The organism is Pseudomonas sp. S3E17 (assembly GCF_024168685.1).
Classification (GTDB): domain Bacteria; phylum Pseudomonadota; class Gammaproteobacteria; order Pseudomonadales; family Pseudomonadaceae; genus Aquipseudomonas; species Aquipseudomonas marginalis.
In genome coordinates this window covers 4,808,762-4,825,189 of the sequence record NZ_JALJWE010000001.1, presented here as the reverse complement: position 1 = coordinate 4,825,189, position 16,428 = coordinate 4,808,762, and the positions used below count along the sequence as shown (strand labels likewise).

The following is a 16,428-nucleotide window of genomic DNA, read 5'->3' as shown; positions in this document are numbered from 1 at the left end:
TTTTTTCCTACAAAGACTGCGAACCGCCGAATGCAAAACCTGACCCGCTTAATCACCCGCGTCCTCGAACTGATGAAGCGCTACCCAGGGGTGATTGCACTCGGCGGTTTTATCTCGGGTGTATGCAGCTTCATCCTGGTAGATCGCCAGCAGGGCATGGCCAGTTGGATCGCGGTGATCATGCTGGTGAGCTGGCTGTGGCTGATGCTGGAAAACAGCTTTACCCAGCTGTTCACCAAAGTCTTCAAGCGCGAAATACCCGAACCCCTGCTGCGCTACGCGACCCAGATGATCCACCAGGAAAGTCTGTTCTTCGTGCTGCCGTTCTTTTTCGTCACCACCGCCTGGAACAGCGGCCAATCGGTGTTCACCGGCCTGCTCGGCGCGGCCGCGCTGGTGTCGATCATCGACCCGCTGTACTACAAATGGCTGGCGCCCAAGCGTTCGTTGTTCCTCGCGTTGCACACCCTGACCCTGTTCGCCGCGCTGCTCACTGCGCTGCCGATCATCCTGCACCTGACCACCGCCGAAAGTTACAAGCTCGCCCTCGGCGTCGCCATGGCCTTGTCGATTCCAAGCCTGGCGGTGAGCCTGCCGCTGCGCAGCCTCAAGGGCTGGGCGATGCTGCTGGGGGTAACGGCCATCATTGGCTGCGCGGGCTGGTTCCTGCGCAGTTGGGTGCCGCCGGCCACGTTGTGGATGACAGAAGTGGCGATCAGTACCCAACTGCAAGACCGCACGCCGGGTGACGACCTCAAGGAAGTCAGCGCCGCCCAACTGCGCAGCGGCGGGCTCTATGCCTACACCGCAATCAACGCGCCGCGCGGGCTGGATGAGCGGATCTACCACGTGTGGAAACTCAACGGCAAAGAGGTGGACCGCATCGCGTTGGATATCCACGGCGGGCGCAAGGAAGGCTATCGCGCCTGGACCCACAAGCAGAACTTCCCGCCCGATGCGGTCGGCCGCTGGCAGGTGAGGGTGCTGACCGAAGACGGGCAGGTCATCGGTGTGCTGCGCTTCAAAGTGACTGACGCAGCACAAACGGACAACCCAAAGTAGGCAGGATCGTGCTATTACGTAGGAATTGTGGATAGCAAACAAGCTCGGAGCTTATGACCAGTAGCACCACGGCCGGCACAGCCCACCTCGATACGTCCACCGCTCCCCCGTTACTGCGGATTACCGGGGATTGGACGCTTGCCCACTACGCAAACCTGAAGAAGCTTTCAGACAAGCTCGACGGCCAATACGACGCCGGCGCGCGCATCGACCTCAATGGCCTCGGCGCCCTGGATACCGCCGGCGCCTCGCTGCTGGTGGAGCTGCTGGGGCCTGCCCGGATCGAGCAAACCGCCGAGCAGACCGACTGTAGCCTGTCCGCCGCCGACCGCGCGCTGCTCAAGACCGTCTACCGCTCCCTCAACGATTTTTGCGTGCCGGACAAAGCGCCGGAAGAAGCCACTGGCATTCAGGTGCTGGCGCGTATCGGCGCGGCCGTGGACAAGGTCTGGCAAGACAGCAAGCAACTGCTGGGCTTTATCGGCCTGATCCTCGAAACCTTCGCCCGGGGCATTTTCCGGCCCAAGCGCTGGCGCCTGACGCCGATGGTCGCCCATCTTGAGCAGGTCGGCCTCGACGCCGCGCCCATCGTCGCGTTGCTGACCTTTCTGGTCGGTGCCGTCGTGGCATTCCTCGGCGCTACAGTGCTCAAGAGCTTTGGCGCAACGATCTTTACCGTGGACCTGGTGGCGTTCTCTTTCCTACGGGAATTCGGCGTATTGCTCACCGCCATCCTGATTGCCGGTCGCACCGCCAGCGCCTTTACCGCGCAAATCGGCTCGATGAAGGCCAATGAAGAAATCGACGCCATCCGCACCCTGGGCCTGGACCCGATGGAGTTGCTGGTATTGCCGCGCGTGCTGGCGTTGCTGGTGGCACTGCCGATGCTGACGTTCATGGCGATGCTGGCGGGGATCGTCGGCGGTGGCGTGGTGTGCGCCGTGGCCCTGGACATCTCGCCGGCGATGTTCCTTTCGCTGCTGCAATCGGACATTGGCGTGCAGCACTTCCTGGTGGGCATGGTAAAAGCCCCTTTCTTCGCCTTCCTGATCGCCGCCATCGGCTGCCTGGAAGGCTTCAAGGTCAGCGGCAGCGCCGAATCGGTCGGCGCCCACACCACCTCCAGCGTGGTGCAATCGATCTTTGTGGTGATCGTGCTGGATGCGGTGGCCGCGTTGTTCTTCATGGAGATGGGCTGGTGAGTCGTCTGCACCGTGCGCCCACCGAGGCGGTGATTGAAGTGCGTGGCCTGTGCAATCGCTTTGGCAGCCAACGCGTGCACGAGCATCTCGACCTGGATCTGTACAAAGGCGAAATCCTTGCGGTGGTCGGCGGATCCGGCAGCGGCAAGTCGGTGCTGCTGCGCAGCATCGTCGGCCTGCGCCGGCCCAGTGAAGGCGAAGTGCGGGTGTTCGGTAAGAACCTGCCGAGCCTGCCGGAACATGAACGCTCGCTGGTGGAACGGCGCTTTGGCGTACTGTTCCAGAAGGGCGCGCTGTTCTCCTCGCTGACGGTGACCGAGAACGTCGCGCTGCCGCTGATCGAACATGCCGGGCTCAGCCGCCGTGATGCCGAGCACTTGGCTGCGGTCAAGCTGGCCTTGGCCGGACTGCCGCTGTCGGCGGCCGACAAATACCCGGCCTCGCTGTCCGGCGGCATGATCAAGCGCGCGGCCCTGGCACGCGCCCTGGCACTGGACCCGGACATCCTGTTCCTCGACGAACCCACCGCCGGCCTCGACCCGATTGGTGCGGCGCAATTCGACCAACTGATCCTGACCCTGCGTGATGCGCTGGGCCTGAGCGTGTTCCTGGTCACCCATGACCTGGACACGCTCTACACCATCACCGACCGTGTGGCGGTGCTGGCGCAGAAGAAGGTGCTGGTGGCCGATGCCATCGATATCGTCTCGGAAACGGACGACGCCTGGATTCACGAATATTTCCACGGCCCCCGTGGCCGCGCGGCATTGGATGCCGCTCAACCGCTCAACGAGGTATGACATGGAAACCCGAGCCCATCATGTGATGATCGGTCTGTTCAGCGTGATCGTGGTGGTCGGCGCGATGCTGTTTGGCCTGTGGCTGGCCAAATCCAGCGTCGACAGCGCCTTCCAGGATTACGAAGTGATCTTCAACGAAGCGGTCAGCGGCCTGTCCCAGGGCAGCTCGGTGCAATACAGCGGGATCAAGGTGGGCGATGTCATCAGCCTGCGCCTGGATCCCAAGGATCCGCGCCGCGTACTCGCGCGCATTCGCCTGGCCGGCCAGACGCCGATCAAGGAAGACACCCAGGCCAAACTCGCGCTGACCGGCATCACCGGCACCTCGATCATCCAACTCAGCGGCGGCACGCCGCAAAGCCCGGAGCTCAAGGGCAAGGACGGCAACCTGCCGGAAATCATCGCCTCGCCATCGCCGATCGCGCGACTACTCAATAACAGCAACGACCTGATGACCAGCATCAACCTGCTGCTGCACAACGCCAACGACATGTTCTCCGCGCAGAATGTCGAGCGCCTCAGCAACACCCTGGACCATCTGGAACAAACCACCGGCGCGATTGCCGACCAGCGCGGGGATATCAAGGTGGTGATGCAGCAATTGATGCAGGTAAGCAAGCAGGCCGGGGCCGCCCTGGAGCAAACCACGGCGCTGATGCGCAACGCCAATGGCCTGCTCAGTGATCAAGGCAAGCAGGTCTTCGGCAGCGCCGAACAGGCGATGAAATCCCTTGAACAAAGCACCGCCACCATCAATACCTTGCTGACCAACAACAAGGACTCGGTGAACAGCGGCATGCAGGGCCTCAACGAACTGGCGCCGGCCGTGCGCGAACTGCGCGAAACCCTCGGTTCACTGCGCGCCATCTCCCGCCGCCTGGAAGCCAACCCCAGCGGTTACCTGCTGGGCAGTGACAAGAACAAGGAGTTCACGCCATGAAGCGTGCTTACCAAATGATCGCCCCTGTGGCCTTGGCGCTGATCAGTGCGTGTTCGATCCTGCCCAAGGCGGATCCATCGGACGTCTATCGACTGCCTGCGGCCCAGGGCACGACCCAGGGCACGCCAGTCAATTGGTCGCTGCGCCTGGCCAAGCCACAGACCAGTGAGTTCCTCGACAGCCCACGCATCGCCGTGGTGCCCAATGGCGATTTGATCAGCAGCTATGCGAACTCACGCTGGAGCGACCCGGTGCCGGTGCTGCTGCGAAATCGCCTGATGGACGGGTTCCAGCGCGATGGACGCGTGACGCTGTTGAGCACCGACGACACCAACCTGCAGGCCGACTATGAGTTGGGCGGGCAGTTGCAGGCGTTTCAGAGCGAGTACCGGGGCAGTGCGGTGGCGGTGGTGATCCGCCTCGACGCACGCCTGGTGCGTGGGAGTGATCAGCGGATTATTGCCAGCCGGCGGTTTGAAGTGCAGCAGGCGGTGACTGACACCAAAGTACCGGCGGTGGTGGCCGGGTTTGGGTTGGCGGGAGATCAGTTGAACAGGCAGGTGGTGGAGTGGGTTGTTCAGCAGGGCAATGGTGCGGGGAAACGCTGAGGGCCTCATCGGGGGCCCCCTCCCACATGTGGATCTGTGAACACATTCAGAATGTGGGAGGGGGCTTGCTCCCGATAGCTATTTAAGCCTCAGCCAAAGAACCAGTAGCACACCGCAATCGCCGCCACCACACCAGCAAACTCAGCCAGCAACGCGCACCCTACGGCATGCCGCGCCCGCTGGATGCCCACCGAACCGAAGTACACCGCCAACACATAAAAGGTGGTTTCCGTGCTGCCCTGAATCGTCGCCGCCACCAACGCCGGGAAGCTGTCCACCCCCTGGGTCTGCATGGTCTCGATCAACATCGCCCGGGCCGCGCTGCCGGAGAAGGGCTTGACCATCGCCGTCGGCAAGGCGTCGACAAAGCGCGTGTCCATGCCCGTCCAGGCCACCACATGGCGAATGCCTTCGAGGCCCAGGTCCAGCGCGCCGGAGGCACGCAACACGCCCACTGCACAGAGCATCGCCACCAGGTATGGCAGCAGGTTCTTCGCGACGTCGAAGCCTTCCTTGGCGCCTTCGACGAATGCTTCGTAGACCTTCACCTTGCGCAGCGCGCCGATCAGCAGGAACAGCATGATCAGGCCGAACAACGTCAGGTTGCCGAGGATTGACGACAACCCGGCCAATGCGGTGGCCGAGAGGGTCGCCAGCAGGGCCATGAACCCACCCAGTACCAATGCGCCTGGAACCAGGTAGGCCAGCACCACCGGGTCCCACAGCCGCAGGCGCTGCATCACCGCCACCGACAGCAGGCCCACCAATGTGGAAGCGCTGGTGGCCAGCAGGATCGGCAGGAATACCAGGGTCGGATCGGGCGCACCTTGCTGGGCGCGATACATGAAGATCGTCACCGGCAACAGGGTCAGGGAGGATGCATTGAGCACCAGGAACAGGATCTGCGCGTTAGTCGCCGTGTTAGGGATGGGATTGAGCTCTTGCAGCGCCTTCATGGCCTTCAGGCCGATAGGTGTTGCTGCGTTATCCAGGCCCAAGCCGTTGGCGGCGAAGTTGAGGGTGATCAGGCCAATGGCCGGGTGACCGGCCGGCACCTCCGGCATCAAGCGCAGAAACAGCGGACCCAGGGCCTTGGCCAGCCATTCGACAATCCCGGCTTTTTCGGCGATGCGCAAGAAGCCCAGCCATAACGTCAGGGTGCCGAACAACAGCACCATCACTTCCACCGACAATTTGGCCATGGCAAAAATGCTTTCGACCATCGCCGCGAAAATCCCGGCGTTACCGCCCACCAGCCATTGCGCCAGTGCTGACACCATTGCCACGACAAAGAAGCCAAGCCACAGGCCATTGAGCATCAGTTGAATCCCCCGAAAGATGGGGCGAATGATAGCGGGGCTGGCAGAAACGACAAACCCCGGAATTATCCGAGGCTTGTGTCAGCGCAATCGTACGATCAGCCGCGAGTGATCTCGCCGGCCGGCAGCGCTTCCTTGCTGCGCCAGTGCGGCAGGGAGTTCCAGTAGCGCTCGCCCTTGGCGTCGTCGTACATGCCTTCCCAACGGGAGATGACCAGCACGGCCAGGGCGTTGCCGATCACGTTCAGGGCGGTGCGGGCCATGTCCATGATGCGGTCGACACCGGCGATGAACGCCAGGCCTTCCAATGGGATGCCCACGCTCCCCAGGGTGGCCAGCAGCACCACGAAGGATACGCCCGGTACACCCGCGATGCCTTTGGAGGTAACCATCAGGGTCAATACCAGCATCAGTTGCTGGCCGATCGACAAGTCGATGCCATACAACTGGGCGATAAAGATCGCCGCGATGCTCTGGTACAGGGTCGAACCGTCGAGATTGAACGAGTAGCCGGTCGGTACCACGAAGCTGCAGATGGCCTTCGGCGCGCCGTAGGCTTCCATTTTCTCGATCACACGCGGCAGCACGGTTTCGGAACTGGCGGTGGAGTAGGCCAGCACCAACTCGTCCTTGAAGATGCGGATCAGCTTGAGGATCGAGAAGCCGAACAGGCGAGCGATCAGGCCCAGCACTGCAAAGGCGAAGAACAGGATGGCGACGTAAACCAGGATCACCAGCTTGGCCAATGGCAGCAACGAAGCGAAGCCGAAGTTCGCCACCGTCACCGCGATCAGCGCGAATACGCCGATGGGGGCGTACTTCATGATCATGTGGGTGACTTTGAACATGCTCTCGGACACGCCCTGGAACATGGTCACCAGCGGCTCGCGCAGATCAGGCTTGAGGCTCGACAGGCCCAGGCCGAACAGCACGGAGAAGAAGATGATCGGCAGCATCTCGCCACGGGCTACAGCGGCGAAGATGTTAGACGGGATCAGGTTGAGGATGGTCTGGATGAACGCATGCTCATGCTGCACCTCGGCGGCGGTCGCCTGGTACTTGGAAATATCGACGGTACCCAGGGTACTCATGTCGATGCCTGCACCCGGGTGGAACAGGTTGGCCAGCAGCAGGCCGACCACGATGGCGATGGTGGTGACCACTTCGAAGTAAAGGATGGTTTTGACGCCGATGCGCCCGAGTTTTTTCGCGTCACCGACACCGGCAATGCCGACGATCAACGAGGAAATCACAATCGGGATCACGATCATCTTGATCAGGCGGATAAAGATATCGCCCGCTGGCTGCAACACATTGCTGATCCACCAGGCCTTTTCAGCACTGAAATGGTTGAGCACTGCGCCGATTGCGATCCCCAATACCAAACCGATGAGGATCTGCCAGGCGAGGCTTAGCTTTGCCTTCTTCATGTCATTACCCTTACTTCAAGTGAACTTAAGGCAAATGCGCCAGCTGCAACGCTCGAGAGCGAAAAAGTGTGTGCATCTGCCTCCATGGAAGGTCACCGCAGCATGGCCGAAATGGCTTACTGGCAGGCGAAAAAAGGCGCAACTATTCCCATGCAAGGGGACGACGTCTAATGCCGTAAACGCCTACCCCATGCCAAATCGGCATGACTTTTTTTCATAATAACTGTCCGAACGGTCAGTTCAAATGTGACATTTTGTCCGGTGAATATGCCGTGAACCGGCCAATTCAGGCTCGCGCAGAGATTCAGCACGTCTTCGAAAGGTTGGCAGAAATGCCCGAGAACTCTGCGGTCGAGCGTCGGAAACGTCCTATGGCGCGGGCAAAACTTTCTCGATAGATGGTCGCCCCGACACACCCAGAAATGGTTGGTCGAAAGCAAAATCAGGATTTGCGGCTATGGGCGGCATATGAAGCGGGAATAAGAGTCACAAGCCCGCCGCAAGTTCAGCAAGCCGTGGGCTTGTGAACCTGCGTCGCAGCTTTTCGCCTGACCCGGCCCTTGCGCAGGCACTCCCTGTGCCCGTAGGTCACGCCGATCCCGATTGATCAGAGCAACCCGGCCCCCTGGTCATGCATCACCCTTGGCGGGCAATGCAGACAGAAAGAAGCGCGGGGCTTCTTTCCATGGACGCTGATTGCGCAGACGACAGACGCGTCAGACGCAACCTAGTACCAATTCGGATCTTTCTTCAGCTGCTCCATGAGCAGCTTTTGCATGCCTTCGTCCGGCTTACCGATAAACCGATAATCGGCGTGCCGGGTCGGAGACTTGTCCGCCGGCAAACCGGCCGGGACTTCCACCAACATGGCGTAGGCATCTTCCTTGTCGAGGCTGAAGGCGACGATCAGGCGCTTTTGGAGGCATGTATCCGCAGTCTCGCAGAGCGGCCCCACCAGGTACTTGTCGCCATCTTCTTCCACGGCATTCATTTGCTCGGCCGTGCCCGACAGGTTCATCACCCATTCCGGCAGGCGCTCTTCTTTCTTCACCACGCCTTGCCAGGTCTCGCGGTATTGCGGGTCCGCACTGAGCAATTCGTTGGCTCGGGATTGGCCATCATTGGCGGCCATCGCCAAGCCGCTGCCGCCCAAGAGCAGGGCGGCAGCAATGGCTTTGAGGGACAAAGTGGTCATATTCAGCCTCGGCCGCGACGACCAAAGAAGAACGAAGCTATGAACATCACCAGGAAGACGACAAAGAGAATCTTGGCGATACCCGTGGCGGTGCCCGCGATACCACCGAAGCCCAGGACTGCAGCCACAATGGCGATGATCAGAAATGTGATTGCCCAACTCAACATGGTGATTCTCCTTACGCTTCTTTTAAGAGGTAACAGCGGTAGTGCCGGACGGGCGCTCGACATCAAGCGACCGACGTTCTTGCTTAAAACACCCAACGCTCTTGAGTCGGCAGCTCGCCCAGGGTGGAATCCTGGTCGGCCACACGCAATTGCGGGGCGGTTACATCGGCGCTACGGGTGCCAATGGAACTGAAATGGGTCTGGGTCGTTACCGGACGGTCGAACGATGGGGCTTGCTGCTGACTCTGCTGCCATTGCTGCAACTGCTGGCCTGCAATCAGCGTGACCATCAGGGCCAAGCTGGCAAACAGCCCTTGTTGCAAGCGCAGTGGCGATACACGCAGTTGGCTGAGGCTTTGGCGAGTCATGCTGCATTTCTCCCACATTCTGATTATTCGTTGGGATAGCTATTGCAGAGCGCATGCCAGCTTTTTTATAAAATAAAAACCAATAAAATCAAGACGTTAAATATATGCGTTAGGTCAATCGCCCAGCATCCTGCACGATGCCCCCCACTACGCCGTGCGAAATGCACGATGGTCAGTGGTCGGATGAAGGGATAGAAAGCACAGAGGGTGGTGCCGAAGGGGAAGGCAGCATCAAAACGCTATCCGGCGGGACTTCGTAGGAAGCCGCGCAGATAGCTGCACGACATCGCCTTTTATCGATCAGAATAAACCATGCAACTTGCCCGATTATTCCGGGACTAAACACCATCATTTATATAGTTAAGGAGCGCGGGACAGATGGAATCAGCCAAGGAACTTCAAGGCCGCATTCTTTTAGTGGATGACGAGTCCGCGATCCTCCGCACCTTCCGTTATTGCCTGGAAGATGAAGGCTACACCGTCGCCACCGCCAACAGCGCCGCCCAAGCCGATGCCTTGATGCAACGCCAGGTGTTCGACCTGTGCTTCCTGGACCTGCGCCTGGGTGAAGACGATGGCCTGGTGGTATTGGCCCAGATGCGTATCCAGGCGCCGTGGATGCGCGTGGTGATCGTGACCGCCCATTCCGCCGTGGATACCGCCGTGGACGCGATCCAGGCCGGTGCCGCCGACTACCTGGTCAAGCCTTGCAGCCCTGACCAACTTCGCCTGGCCACCGCCAAACAGCTGGAAGTACGCCAACTTTCTGCGCGCCTGGAAGCATTGGAAGGCGCGGTACGCCAGCAGAAAGACGGCCTCGACTCCCACAGCCCGTCAATGATGGTTGTGCTGGAAACCGCACGCCAGGTGGCGGGCACCGATGCCAACATCCTGATCCTCGGCGAGTCCGGCACGGGTAAAGGCGAACTGGCCCGGGCCATTCACGGCTGGAGCAAGCGCGCGAAGAAATCCTGCGTGACCATCAACTGTCCGTCGCTGACGGCAGAACTGATGGAAAGCGAGCTGTTTGGCCATAGCCGTGGTGCCTTTACCGGCGCCAGTGAGAGCACGTTGGGCCGAGTCAACCAGGCGGACGGCGGTACGCTGTTTCTCGACGAGATCGGCGACTTTCCCCTCACTCTGCAACCCAAGTTGCTGCGATTTATCCAGGACAAGGAGTATGAGCGCGTGGGCGACCCGGTCACCCGTCGCGCCGATGTGCGTATCCTGGCCGCCACCAACCTGAACCTGGAAGACATGGTGCGCGACGGCCGCTTCCGTGAAGACTTGCTGTATCGACTCAATGTCATCACCTTGCACCTGCCCCCGCTGCGCGAGCGCAGTGAAGACATCCTCACCCTGGCAGACCGTTTCCTGGCGCGCTTCGTCAAGGAATACGCCCGCCCGGCACGAGGCTTCAGTGATCAGGCGCGCGAAGCGCTGCTCAACTATCGCTGGCCAGGCAATATCCGCGAACTGCGCAACGTGGTGGAACGCGCCAGCATCATCTGCCCACAGGAAAAGGTCGAAATCATCCACCTCGGCATGGCCGAACAACCGACCAATAACGCCCCGCGCATTGGCGCGGCGCTGAGCCTGGACGAGCTGGAGAAAGCCCATATCGGCGCCGTACTGGCCACCAGCGATACCCTGGACCAGGCCGCCCGCACCCTCGGCATCGACGCGTCGACCCTGTACCGCAAACGCAAACAGTACAACCTGTGAGCTGCACCCTATGAAGCTCGCGATGAAACTGCGCACTCGATTGTTCCTGAGTATCTCAGCGCTGATCACCGTCGCCCTGCTGGGTCTGATCCTGGGTCTGGTCAGCGTCATGCAAATGGCCAAGACCCAGGAGTCTCTGATTCGCAGCAACTTCGTCACGCTGGACCTGGGGCTCAAACTGCGCCAAAGCCTGGGCGACCAGCTGATCATGATGCTGGAACATCGCCCCGATCCGCAGGCATTGCAAAGCTCCAAGCAGCATTACTTCGACCTGCTGGACCAAGGCATCGCCCATGAGCAACGCGACGGCCGTAGCCACGGCTTCAGCCAGGCGCGAGCCCAATACCAGGACCTGCTGGACGCCTTCGAGCAATCCCAGCAGGCTTCGCCACCACCGGGCAGCAAGGAAAAACTCACCGAAACCTTCAATGTGCTGCGTAACGGGCTGATTGCCGAACATAAGCAGGCCTTGGAAAACATCAGCACCAGCGAACACAAATCCCGCGCACGCGCCTTGCTGATCGCCGGTTTGCTGGGGTTGGTGGGCCTTGCAGTGCTGATCATCGGATTTGTCACGGCCCATGGCATCGCCCGGCGATTTGGCGGCCCGATCGAAGCGCTGGCAAAAGCAGCGGACAAGATCGGCCAGGGCGATTTTGAAGTGACGCTGCCGCTTTCTTCGGCAGCGGAAATGAACCTGTTGACCCGCCGCTTCGGCCTTATGGCCGAGGCTGTGCGCCAGCATCAGGCGACTAACGTTGACGAACTGCTGGCCGGCCAGCAACGCCTGCAAGCCGTGCTCGACAGCATCGACGACGGCCTGCTGATGATCGACCGCCAAGGCCGCCTGGAGCATCTCAATCCCGTTGCACAGCGCCAATTGGGCTGGGACGAGGAACGCCTCGGCCAAGGCCTTGGCGAAGCCCTGGTGCGCCCGGAGCTGGATGAACAACTGCAACTGGTGTTGCGCGGCGGCAATTTGGAGCGCGCGCCGGAGGATCTGGAAGTCGAAGTCGAGGGCGAACTGCGTCTGCTGACCTACAGCCTCACCCCCGTCAGCCATACCCAGGGACATATCCTTGGGGCGGTGATGGTGCTGCACGACGTCACCGAACAGCGCGCCTTCGAGCGGGTACGCAGCGAATTCGTCTTGCGCGCCTCCCATGAACTGCGCACGCCGGTGACCGGCATGCATATGGCGTTCGGCCTGTTCCGTGAACGCGCGAAGTTCCCGCCGGACTCCCGTGAAGCGGACCTGCTGGATACGGTCAATGAAGAAATGCAGCGCCTGATGCAGTTGATCAACGACCTGCTCAATTTCTCGCGCTACCAGAATGGCCTGCAGAAACTCACCTTGGGCCCCTGCGACGTGACCGATCTGCTCGAACACGCCCGCGCGCGCTTTGCGGAGCCCGCCAATGCGCAACACATCGAACTGCTGGTAGAAGTGCAATCCGACCTGCCACGGCTGTATGCCGACCAGGCGCAATTGGAACGGGTGCTCGACAACCTGTTGGGCAATGCCCTGCGTCATACCGCCGACGGCGGGCAGATTCGCCTGCAAGCGCGACGTCATGGCGAGCGGGTGATTATCAGCGTCGAAGACAACGGCGAAGGTATCGCTTATGGCCAGCAAGGGCGTATCTTCGAACCCTTTGTCCAGGTTGGGCGCAAGAAGGGCGGCGCCGGCCTGGGGCTGGCGCTGTGCAAGGAGATCGTGCAATTGCACGGCGGCCGCATGGGGGTGTATTCGCGGCCGGGGCAGGGCACCCAGTTCTATATGGCGCTGCCCTTGTAGGCGCCAGCTTAGCGCCGGTTCAGGGCACGCAGGATGGCAGCACTTTCGGCATCCGGCACGCCATCGAACCGGGATGGCCGGAAGCGCATCTGGAACGCCGCGATCACATGGCGCGTGGCGACATCCAACTCACCCGTCTGGGGTGTCGGGTAACCGAGGAGCGCCAATTCTTCCTGGAACCAGGTAATGCTCGGCAATTCAGCGGCGTACTGCACCTGGAAACGGGCGACGGCCTGGGCATCCGGCCACACACTCAGGCCTTCATCGGCCAGGCGCTTCCAGGGGAACAGCGGCCCCGGGTCGAGCTTGCGCAGGGGTGCGATATCGCTATGGCCGATGATGTTCCTGGGGTCGATGCCATTGCGCTTGCTGATGTCCTTGAGCAACACCACCAATGATTTCACTTGGGCCTCCGAGTACGGGTACCACAAGCGGCCTGTGGGGGTGTCCTTGTAGCCAGGGTTTACGATCTCGATGCCGATGGAGCTGGAGTTGAGCCAGGTACGCCCCATCCACTCGCTTTCTCCCGCATGCCAGGCACGTTGGCTCTCATCCACCAGCTTGTAGATGGTGGCGCCGGCATCGTCACCGATCAGGTAGTGAGCGCTGACCTGGCCGTGGGTCAGCAGGGCGAGGGAACGCTCAAGGTTAGTGGAGGTGTAGTGCACGACCACGAACTGCACGCGGTTGTCGTGATTCGCCGAAGGGTGGCGGGTGTCCAGGCGCGGACCACTGGCGCAGCCGGCGAGCAGAAGAAATACACAGGCGAAGTACAAGGATTTCATGGCGGAAGACAGTACGCTGAAGACGATAATGCAACAGTGTAACGTACCGTTTGTGGCCAGCGGTCAAATTACACGATGGAACGCCTTTTACGCGGCCTGCACCTGATTACGCCCAGCCGCCTTGGCCCGATACAACGCTTCGTCGGCCCGCTTGAGCGCCAGCTCACTGCGCTCACCCGGCTGCAGTTGCGCCACGCCCATGGACACGGTAATCGTCACCGGCTCGCCCTTGAAGTGGAACGGGCAGGCGGCAATCGCAGCACGCAGTACTTCACCCACTGCCAGGGCGTCCGAGAGGGACGAGTCAGGCATCAGCAACACAAACTCCTCACCGCCAAAACGCGCGATAAAGTCATTGGGGCGCAGGCGCTTGCGCAGGACGTTGGCGATGATTTTCAGCACCTTGTCACCCGCCAGATGGCCGTAGCCATCGTTGATGCGCTTGAAGTGATCCAGGTCCAACATCGCCAGCGACAGGCTATTGCCACGCTGGTGCCAGGCATTGACCTCATGGTCCAGACGCTCGCTCCAGGCCGCACGGTTAGGCAAACCGGTGAGCGGATCGACCAGGGCCTTCTGGCGTTGCACCTCCAGGTGCTCACGGTAACCCTGGGCTTCCTGCTCCATATTGGCGACCCGCTCGGCCAGGCCTTTCAGACGCGCCGCCACTTCCTGCTCGCGCTGGTCACGTTGTTGCTGGTGCTCGTCCATGGTCCCGAGCAAACCCTCCAGATGGCTTTCGAGCACCTGCTTGAGGCTGTCCAGGTCCGCCGCTTCCTGGACACTGCTTTGCAGGCCGTCGACCTGTTCGCGAATCTGTGTGTCCAGCTCCCTGGCCGCGGAGCGGCTGTCGGCATGGCCGTCGCTGGCCACCTGCAGATGGCCCTGGAAGGCTTCAAGGCGTTCGTTGAGCTGTTTGAGGTAAGCCTCAAACTCGTGCTGGCCGCTGTCGGTGATCGCCAGCATCAGCACCGCCAGGTCATCGAGGATCGGCAGCAATTCGTACCAATTCAAGCCGTGGGCCAAGCGCTCACGCATGGCTTCGGCCTGGGGCCGATGGCGCTCGGGCAAGGCCAACTCCTCAAGCAGACCGATCAGGGTGTCTTCGATGTGCTTGGCCACGGAGCTGTACGATGGCTCTGGTGAATCCGGCAGGGAGTAGAGGCCATCCGATTGAAGTTCGTCGGGGTCCGGTTCTTCGACGTCAAGAACCGGAGGGAACGAGAGGCTGCCGATCACCGTCTCCTGCGGCGCCTCGACGGCAACCTGCGGCGTTTCGATAAAGGCGGCGAGCGCGTTTTCAGAGGCGGGCTCTTCCACCTGCGGCTCAGGCTCCCAGGGCTCGACAGGTGCTGGAGATAGGTCGGCAGGCGCAGCTACTGCGGCCCTTTGGGCAGGCGCCTCGTACACAAACTTTTCACTGGCGACATCGGCAGCCTTGGCGGGCGCTGCGGCTTCGGGCTGCGCGGAAACCGGCGCCTGAGGCTGCGGCGCAAAGGCTCGCAACGCTTGCGTCAATTCGTCGGACTGTTCGGGCTCCTGGGGCTCGGCGGCGGGCTTGGGGGCAACAGGGGCCGGCGGCGGACTGGGGATGGGCTCGCTGGCCGGCGCCTCGCTCGAAGCGTCCTTGGCACCAAACAGGCGTTGCAACAAACCCGGCCCGGGACGCACGGTTTCACCGTCCGGCTCCAGGTTATCCAGCGCCTGCCCTTGCAGGCTGCTCAACTCGCTGAGCAACAAGGGAATCTCACGCGCCTGGCTGACGCGGCCATCCAACTGCTTGGCAAAGGTTTTCAGCGGACGGGCGACCTCACGGGGCAGCGGCAGCTTTTGCAACTGCGTGACCAGGGAGGTCAGTGCGGTGCTCATCTGCTCGATCCGGGTTTCGCGGCGTTGCTCCGAATCCAGTACCGCCTTCTCCAGGCGCGGCAGCAAGGCGGCGAGGGCGGCATCCATGTCGTCGGTACGCACGACGTCGCGCATTTCCTTCATGCATTGGTCAACCGCGCGGTCGGTGCCTTCCGCCGCCAGTGTGCTGCGCACCAGCCCACGACGCAGCAGGTCGAGGCGAGCAGCCCAACGGCGTTCAAGCTTTTCTTGTTGCTCGATGCTTAACAGGTATTTTTCTTTCCAGCGCTGGGCGTCGTCGCTCATGCAAGGGGTCCGCGAGGGCCGGGGCTCAACGCGGGCAATGCATCAGCCGTGAGCGAACCCGGCAGACGAATCTCTACCGCGACTGGCAGGTGATCGGAGATGGGCTGCGCCAATACCTGCACACTCTCGAGTGTGAGGGTCGGGCTGAGCAGGATATGGTCAAGACAGCGTTGCGGGCGCCAGCTGGGGAACGTGGCTTCGACTTGCGGCGCCAGTAGCCCGAGGTCACGCAACGGGGAATTCAGCAGGAGGTCGTTCGCATGGGTGTTCATGTCACCCATCAACACCTGATGCTTGTAGTTGCCAATCAGGTCGCGCACGTAGGCCAACTGCAGGTTGCGCGTACGCCCCCCGAGCGCCAGGTGCATCATCACCACCACCAAGGCCTCAGGGCCTTCGCCAAACCGCACGAGAATCGCCCCGCGCCCCTTGGGGCCCGGCAATGGGTGATCTTCGATGGAGGTGGGCTTCAAACGGCTGAGCACACCATTACTGTGCTGCGCCAGGCGCCCGAGGTTGCGATTGAGCTGCTGGTACCAGTAGGGGAAGGCCCCGAGGTGCGCCAGGTGTTCGACCTGATTGATATAGCCGGAACGCATGCTGCCGCCGTCGGCTTCCTGCAGGGCGACCAGGTCGAAATCATTCAAGAGGTCGCCGATCTTCTGCAGGTTACCGGCCCGGCCGTTGTGGGGCAGCAAATGCTGCCAGCCACGGGTGAGGTAGTGCCGGTACTTCTCGGTGCTGTTGCCCACCTGGATATTGAAGCTGAGCAGGCGCAGGCGGTTGTCTGCCGGCAAACCTGTGGACTCCAGGTGATGTTCGTTGACCTGCGGTTCACGCAGGCCAACCACACGTTCAGTACCCCAGCGGCGCAT

Annotated in this window: 15 protein-coding genes; 7 read left to right on the top strand and 8 right to left on the bottom strand. The window is 61.4% G+C overall.

Features of this window, described 5'->3' with window-relative positions; translation table 11 throughout:
* Positions 1-30 precede the first annotated feature (30 nt).
* Genes J3D60_RS21845 through J3D60_RS21825 form a run of 5 tightly spaced genes read left to right on the top strand, consistent with a single transcriptional unit; the run spans position 31 to position 4,612 of the window.
* Positions 31-1,062: a DUF5924 family protein gene (locus J3D60_RS21845; RefSeq protein ID WP_065937852.1), complete on the top strand. Its 1,032-nt coding sequence runs from the start codon at positions 31-33 to the stop codon at positions 1,060-1,062.
* Positions 1,063-1,115: 53 nt separating this feature from the next.
* The gene (locus J3D60_RS21840) at positions 1,116-2,264 is read left to right on the top strand and encodes an ABC transporter permease (RefSeq protein WP_065937853.1); all 1,149 of its coding nucleotides are present in this window, start codon (positions 1,116-1,118) and stop codon (positions 2,262-2,264) included.
* 5 nt (positions 2,265-2,269) lie between these two features.
* On the top strand, positions 2,270-3,064 hold the full coding sequence (locus tag J3D60_RS21835; RefSeq protein ID WP_162844280.1) for an ABC transporter ATP-binding protein: 795 nt from the start codon (positions 2,270-2,272) through the stop codon (positions 3,062-3,064).
* Between the two features lies 1 nt (position 3,065).
* Positions 3,066-4,004: an MlaD family protein gene (locus tag J3D60_RS21830; RefSeq protein WP_027608016.1), complete on the top strand. Its 939-nt coding sequence runs from the start codon at positions 3,066-3,068 to the stop codon at positions 4,002-4,004.
* Positions 4,001-4,612: an ABC-type transport auxiliary lipoprotein family protein gene (locus tag J3D60_RS21825; protein ID WP_253492733.1), complete on the top strand. Its 612-nt coding sequence runs from the start codon at positions 4,001-4,003 to the stop codon at positions 4,610-4,612. The genes J3D60_RS21830 and J3D60_RS21825 overlap by 4 nt, the downstream gene beginning before the upstream one ends.
* An 89-nt stretch (positions 4,613-4,701) precedes the next feature.
* Here J3D60_RS21825 and J3D60_RS21820 read toward each other — a convergent pair whose 3' ends face one another.
* The 5 genes from J3D60_RS21820 to J3D60_RS21800 form a co-directional block, all read right to left on the bottom strand.
* A complete protein-coding gene (locus J3D60_RS21820; protein WP_027608018.1) occupies positions 4,702-5,931 on the bottom strand; it encodes a nucleoside recognition domain-containing protein in 1,230 nt (409 codons plus the stop codon).
* A gap of 98 nt (positions 5,932-6,029) precedes the next feature.
* On the bottom strand, positions 6,030-7,361 hold the full coding sequence (gltP, locus tag J3D60_RS21815; RefSeq protein ID WP_253492730.1) for a glutamate/aspartate:proton symporter GltP: 1,332 nt from the start codon (positions 7,359-7,361) through the stop codon (positions 6,030-6,032).
* A 727-nt stretch (positions 7,362-8,088) separates the two neighbouring features.
* Positions 8,089-8,556 carry an inhibitor of vertebrate lysozyme family protein gene (locus tag J3D60_RS21810; RefSeq protein WP_027608020.1) on the bottom strand — a complete coding sequence of 156 codons (468 nt, stop codon included), beginning with the start codon at positions 8,554-8,556 and terminating at the stop codon, positions 8,089-8,091.
* Between the two features lie 2 nt (positions 8,557-8,558).
* On the bottom strand, positions 8,559-8,723 hold the full coding sequence (locus tag J3D60_RS21805) for a DUF1328 domain-containing protein (protein ID WP_003170804.1): 165 nt from the start codon (positions 8,721-8,723) through the stop codon (positions 8,559-8,561).
* Positions 8,724-8,806: 83 nt separating this feature from the next.
* On the bottom strand, positions 8,807-9,091 hold the full coding sequence (locus J3D60_RS21800; protein ID WP_065938050.1) for a hypothetical protein: 285 nt from the start codon (positions 9,089-9,091) through the stop codon (positions 8,807-8,809).
* Between the two features lie 378 nt (positions 9,092-9,469).
* On the opposite strand from J3D60_RS21800, the gene algB reads away from it, so the two are divergent.
* Together algB and J3D60_RS21790 are read left to right on the top strand one after the other, a co-directional pair.
* Positions 9,470-10,816 (top strand): sigma-54-dependent response regulator transcription factor AlgB, encoded by a 1,347-nt coding sequence (gene algB, locus J3D60_RS21795; RefSeq protein WP_065937857.1) that lies wholly within the window; start codon positions 9,470-9,472, stop codon positions 10,814-10,816.
* 10 nt (positions 10,817-10,826) lie between these two features.
* Entirely contained in the window at positions 10,827-12,614 is a 1,788-nt protein-coding gene (locus J3D60_RS21790) for a KinB sensor domain-containing domain (protein WP_253492727.1), read from the top strand.
* Between the two features lie 8 nt (positions 12,615-12,622).
* On the opposite strand, the gene J3D60_RS21785 is transcribed toward J3D60_RS21790, so the two are convergent.
* From J3D60_RS21785 to J3D60_RS21775, 3 genes are all read right to left on the bottom strand, one after another.
* Positions 12,623-13,399 carry an N-acetylmuramoyl-L-alanine amidase gene (locus J3D60_RS21785; protein ID WP_027608024.1) on the bottom strand — a complete coding sequence of 259 codons (777 nt, stop codon included), beginning with the start codon at positions 13,397-13,399 and terminating at the stop codon, positions 12,623-12,625.
* Between the two features lie 87 nt (positions 13,400-13,486).
* On the bottom strand, positions 13,487-15,553 hold the full coding sequence (locus J3D60_RS21780) for a GGDEF domain-containing protein (protein WP_253492725.1): 2,067 nt from the start codon (positions 15,551-15,553) through the stop codon (positions 13,487-13,489).
* Entirely contained in the window at positions 15,550-16,428 is an 879-nt protein-coding gene (locus tag J3D60_RS21775) for an endonuclease/exonuclease/phosphatase family protein (protein WP_027608026.1), read from the bottom strand. Before J3D60_RS21775 ends, J3D60_RS21780 begins: the two co-directional genes overlap by 4 nt.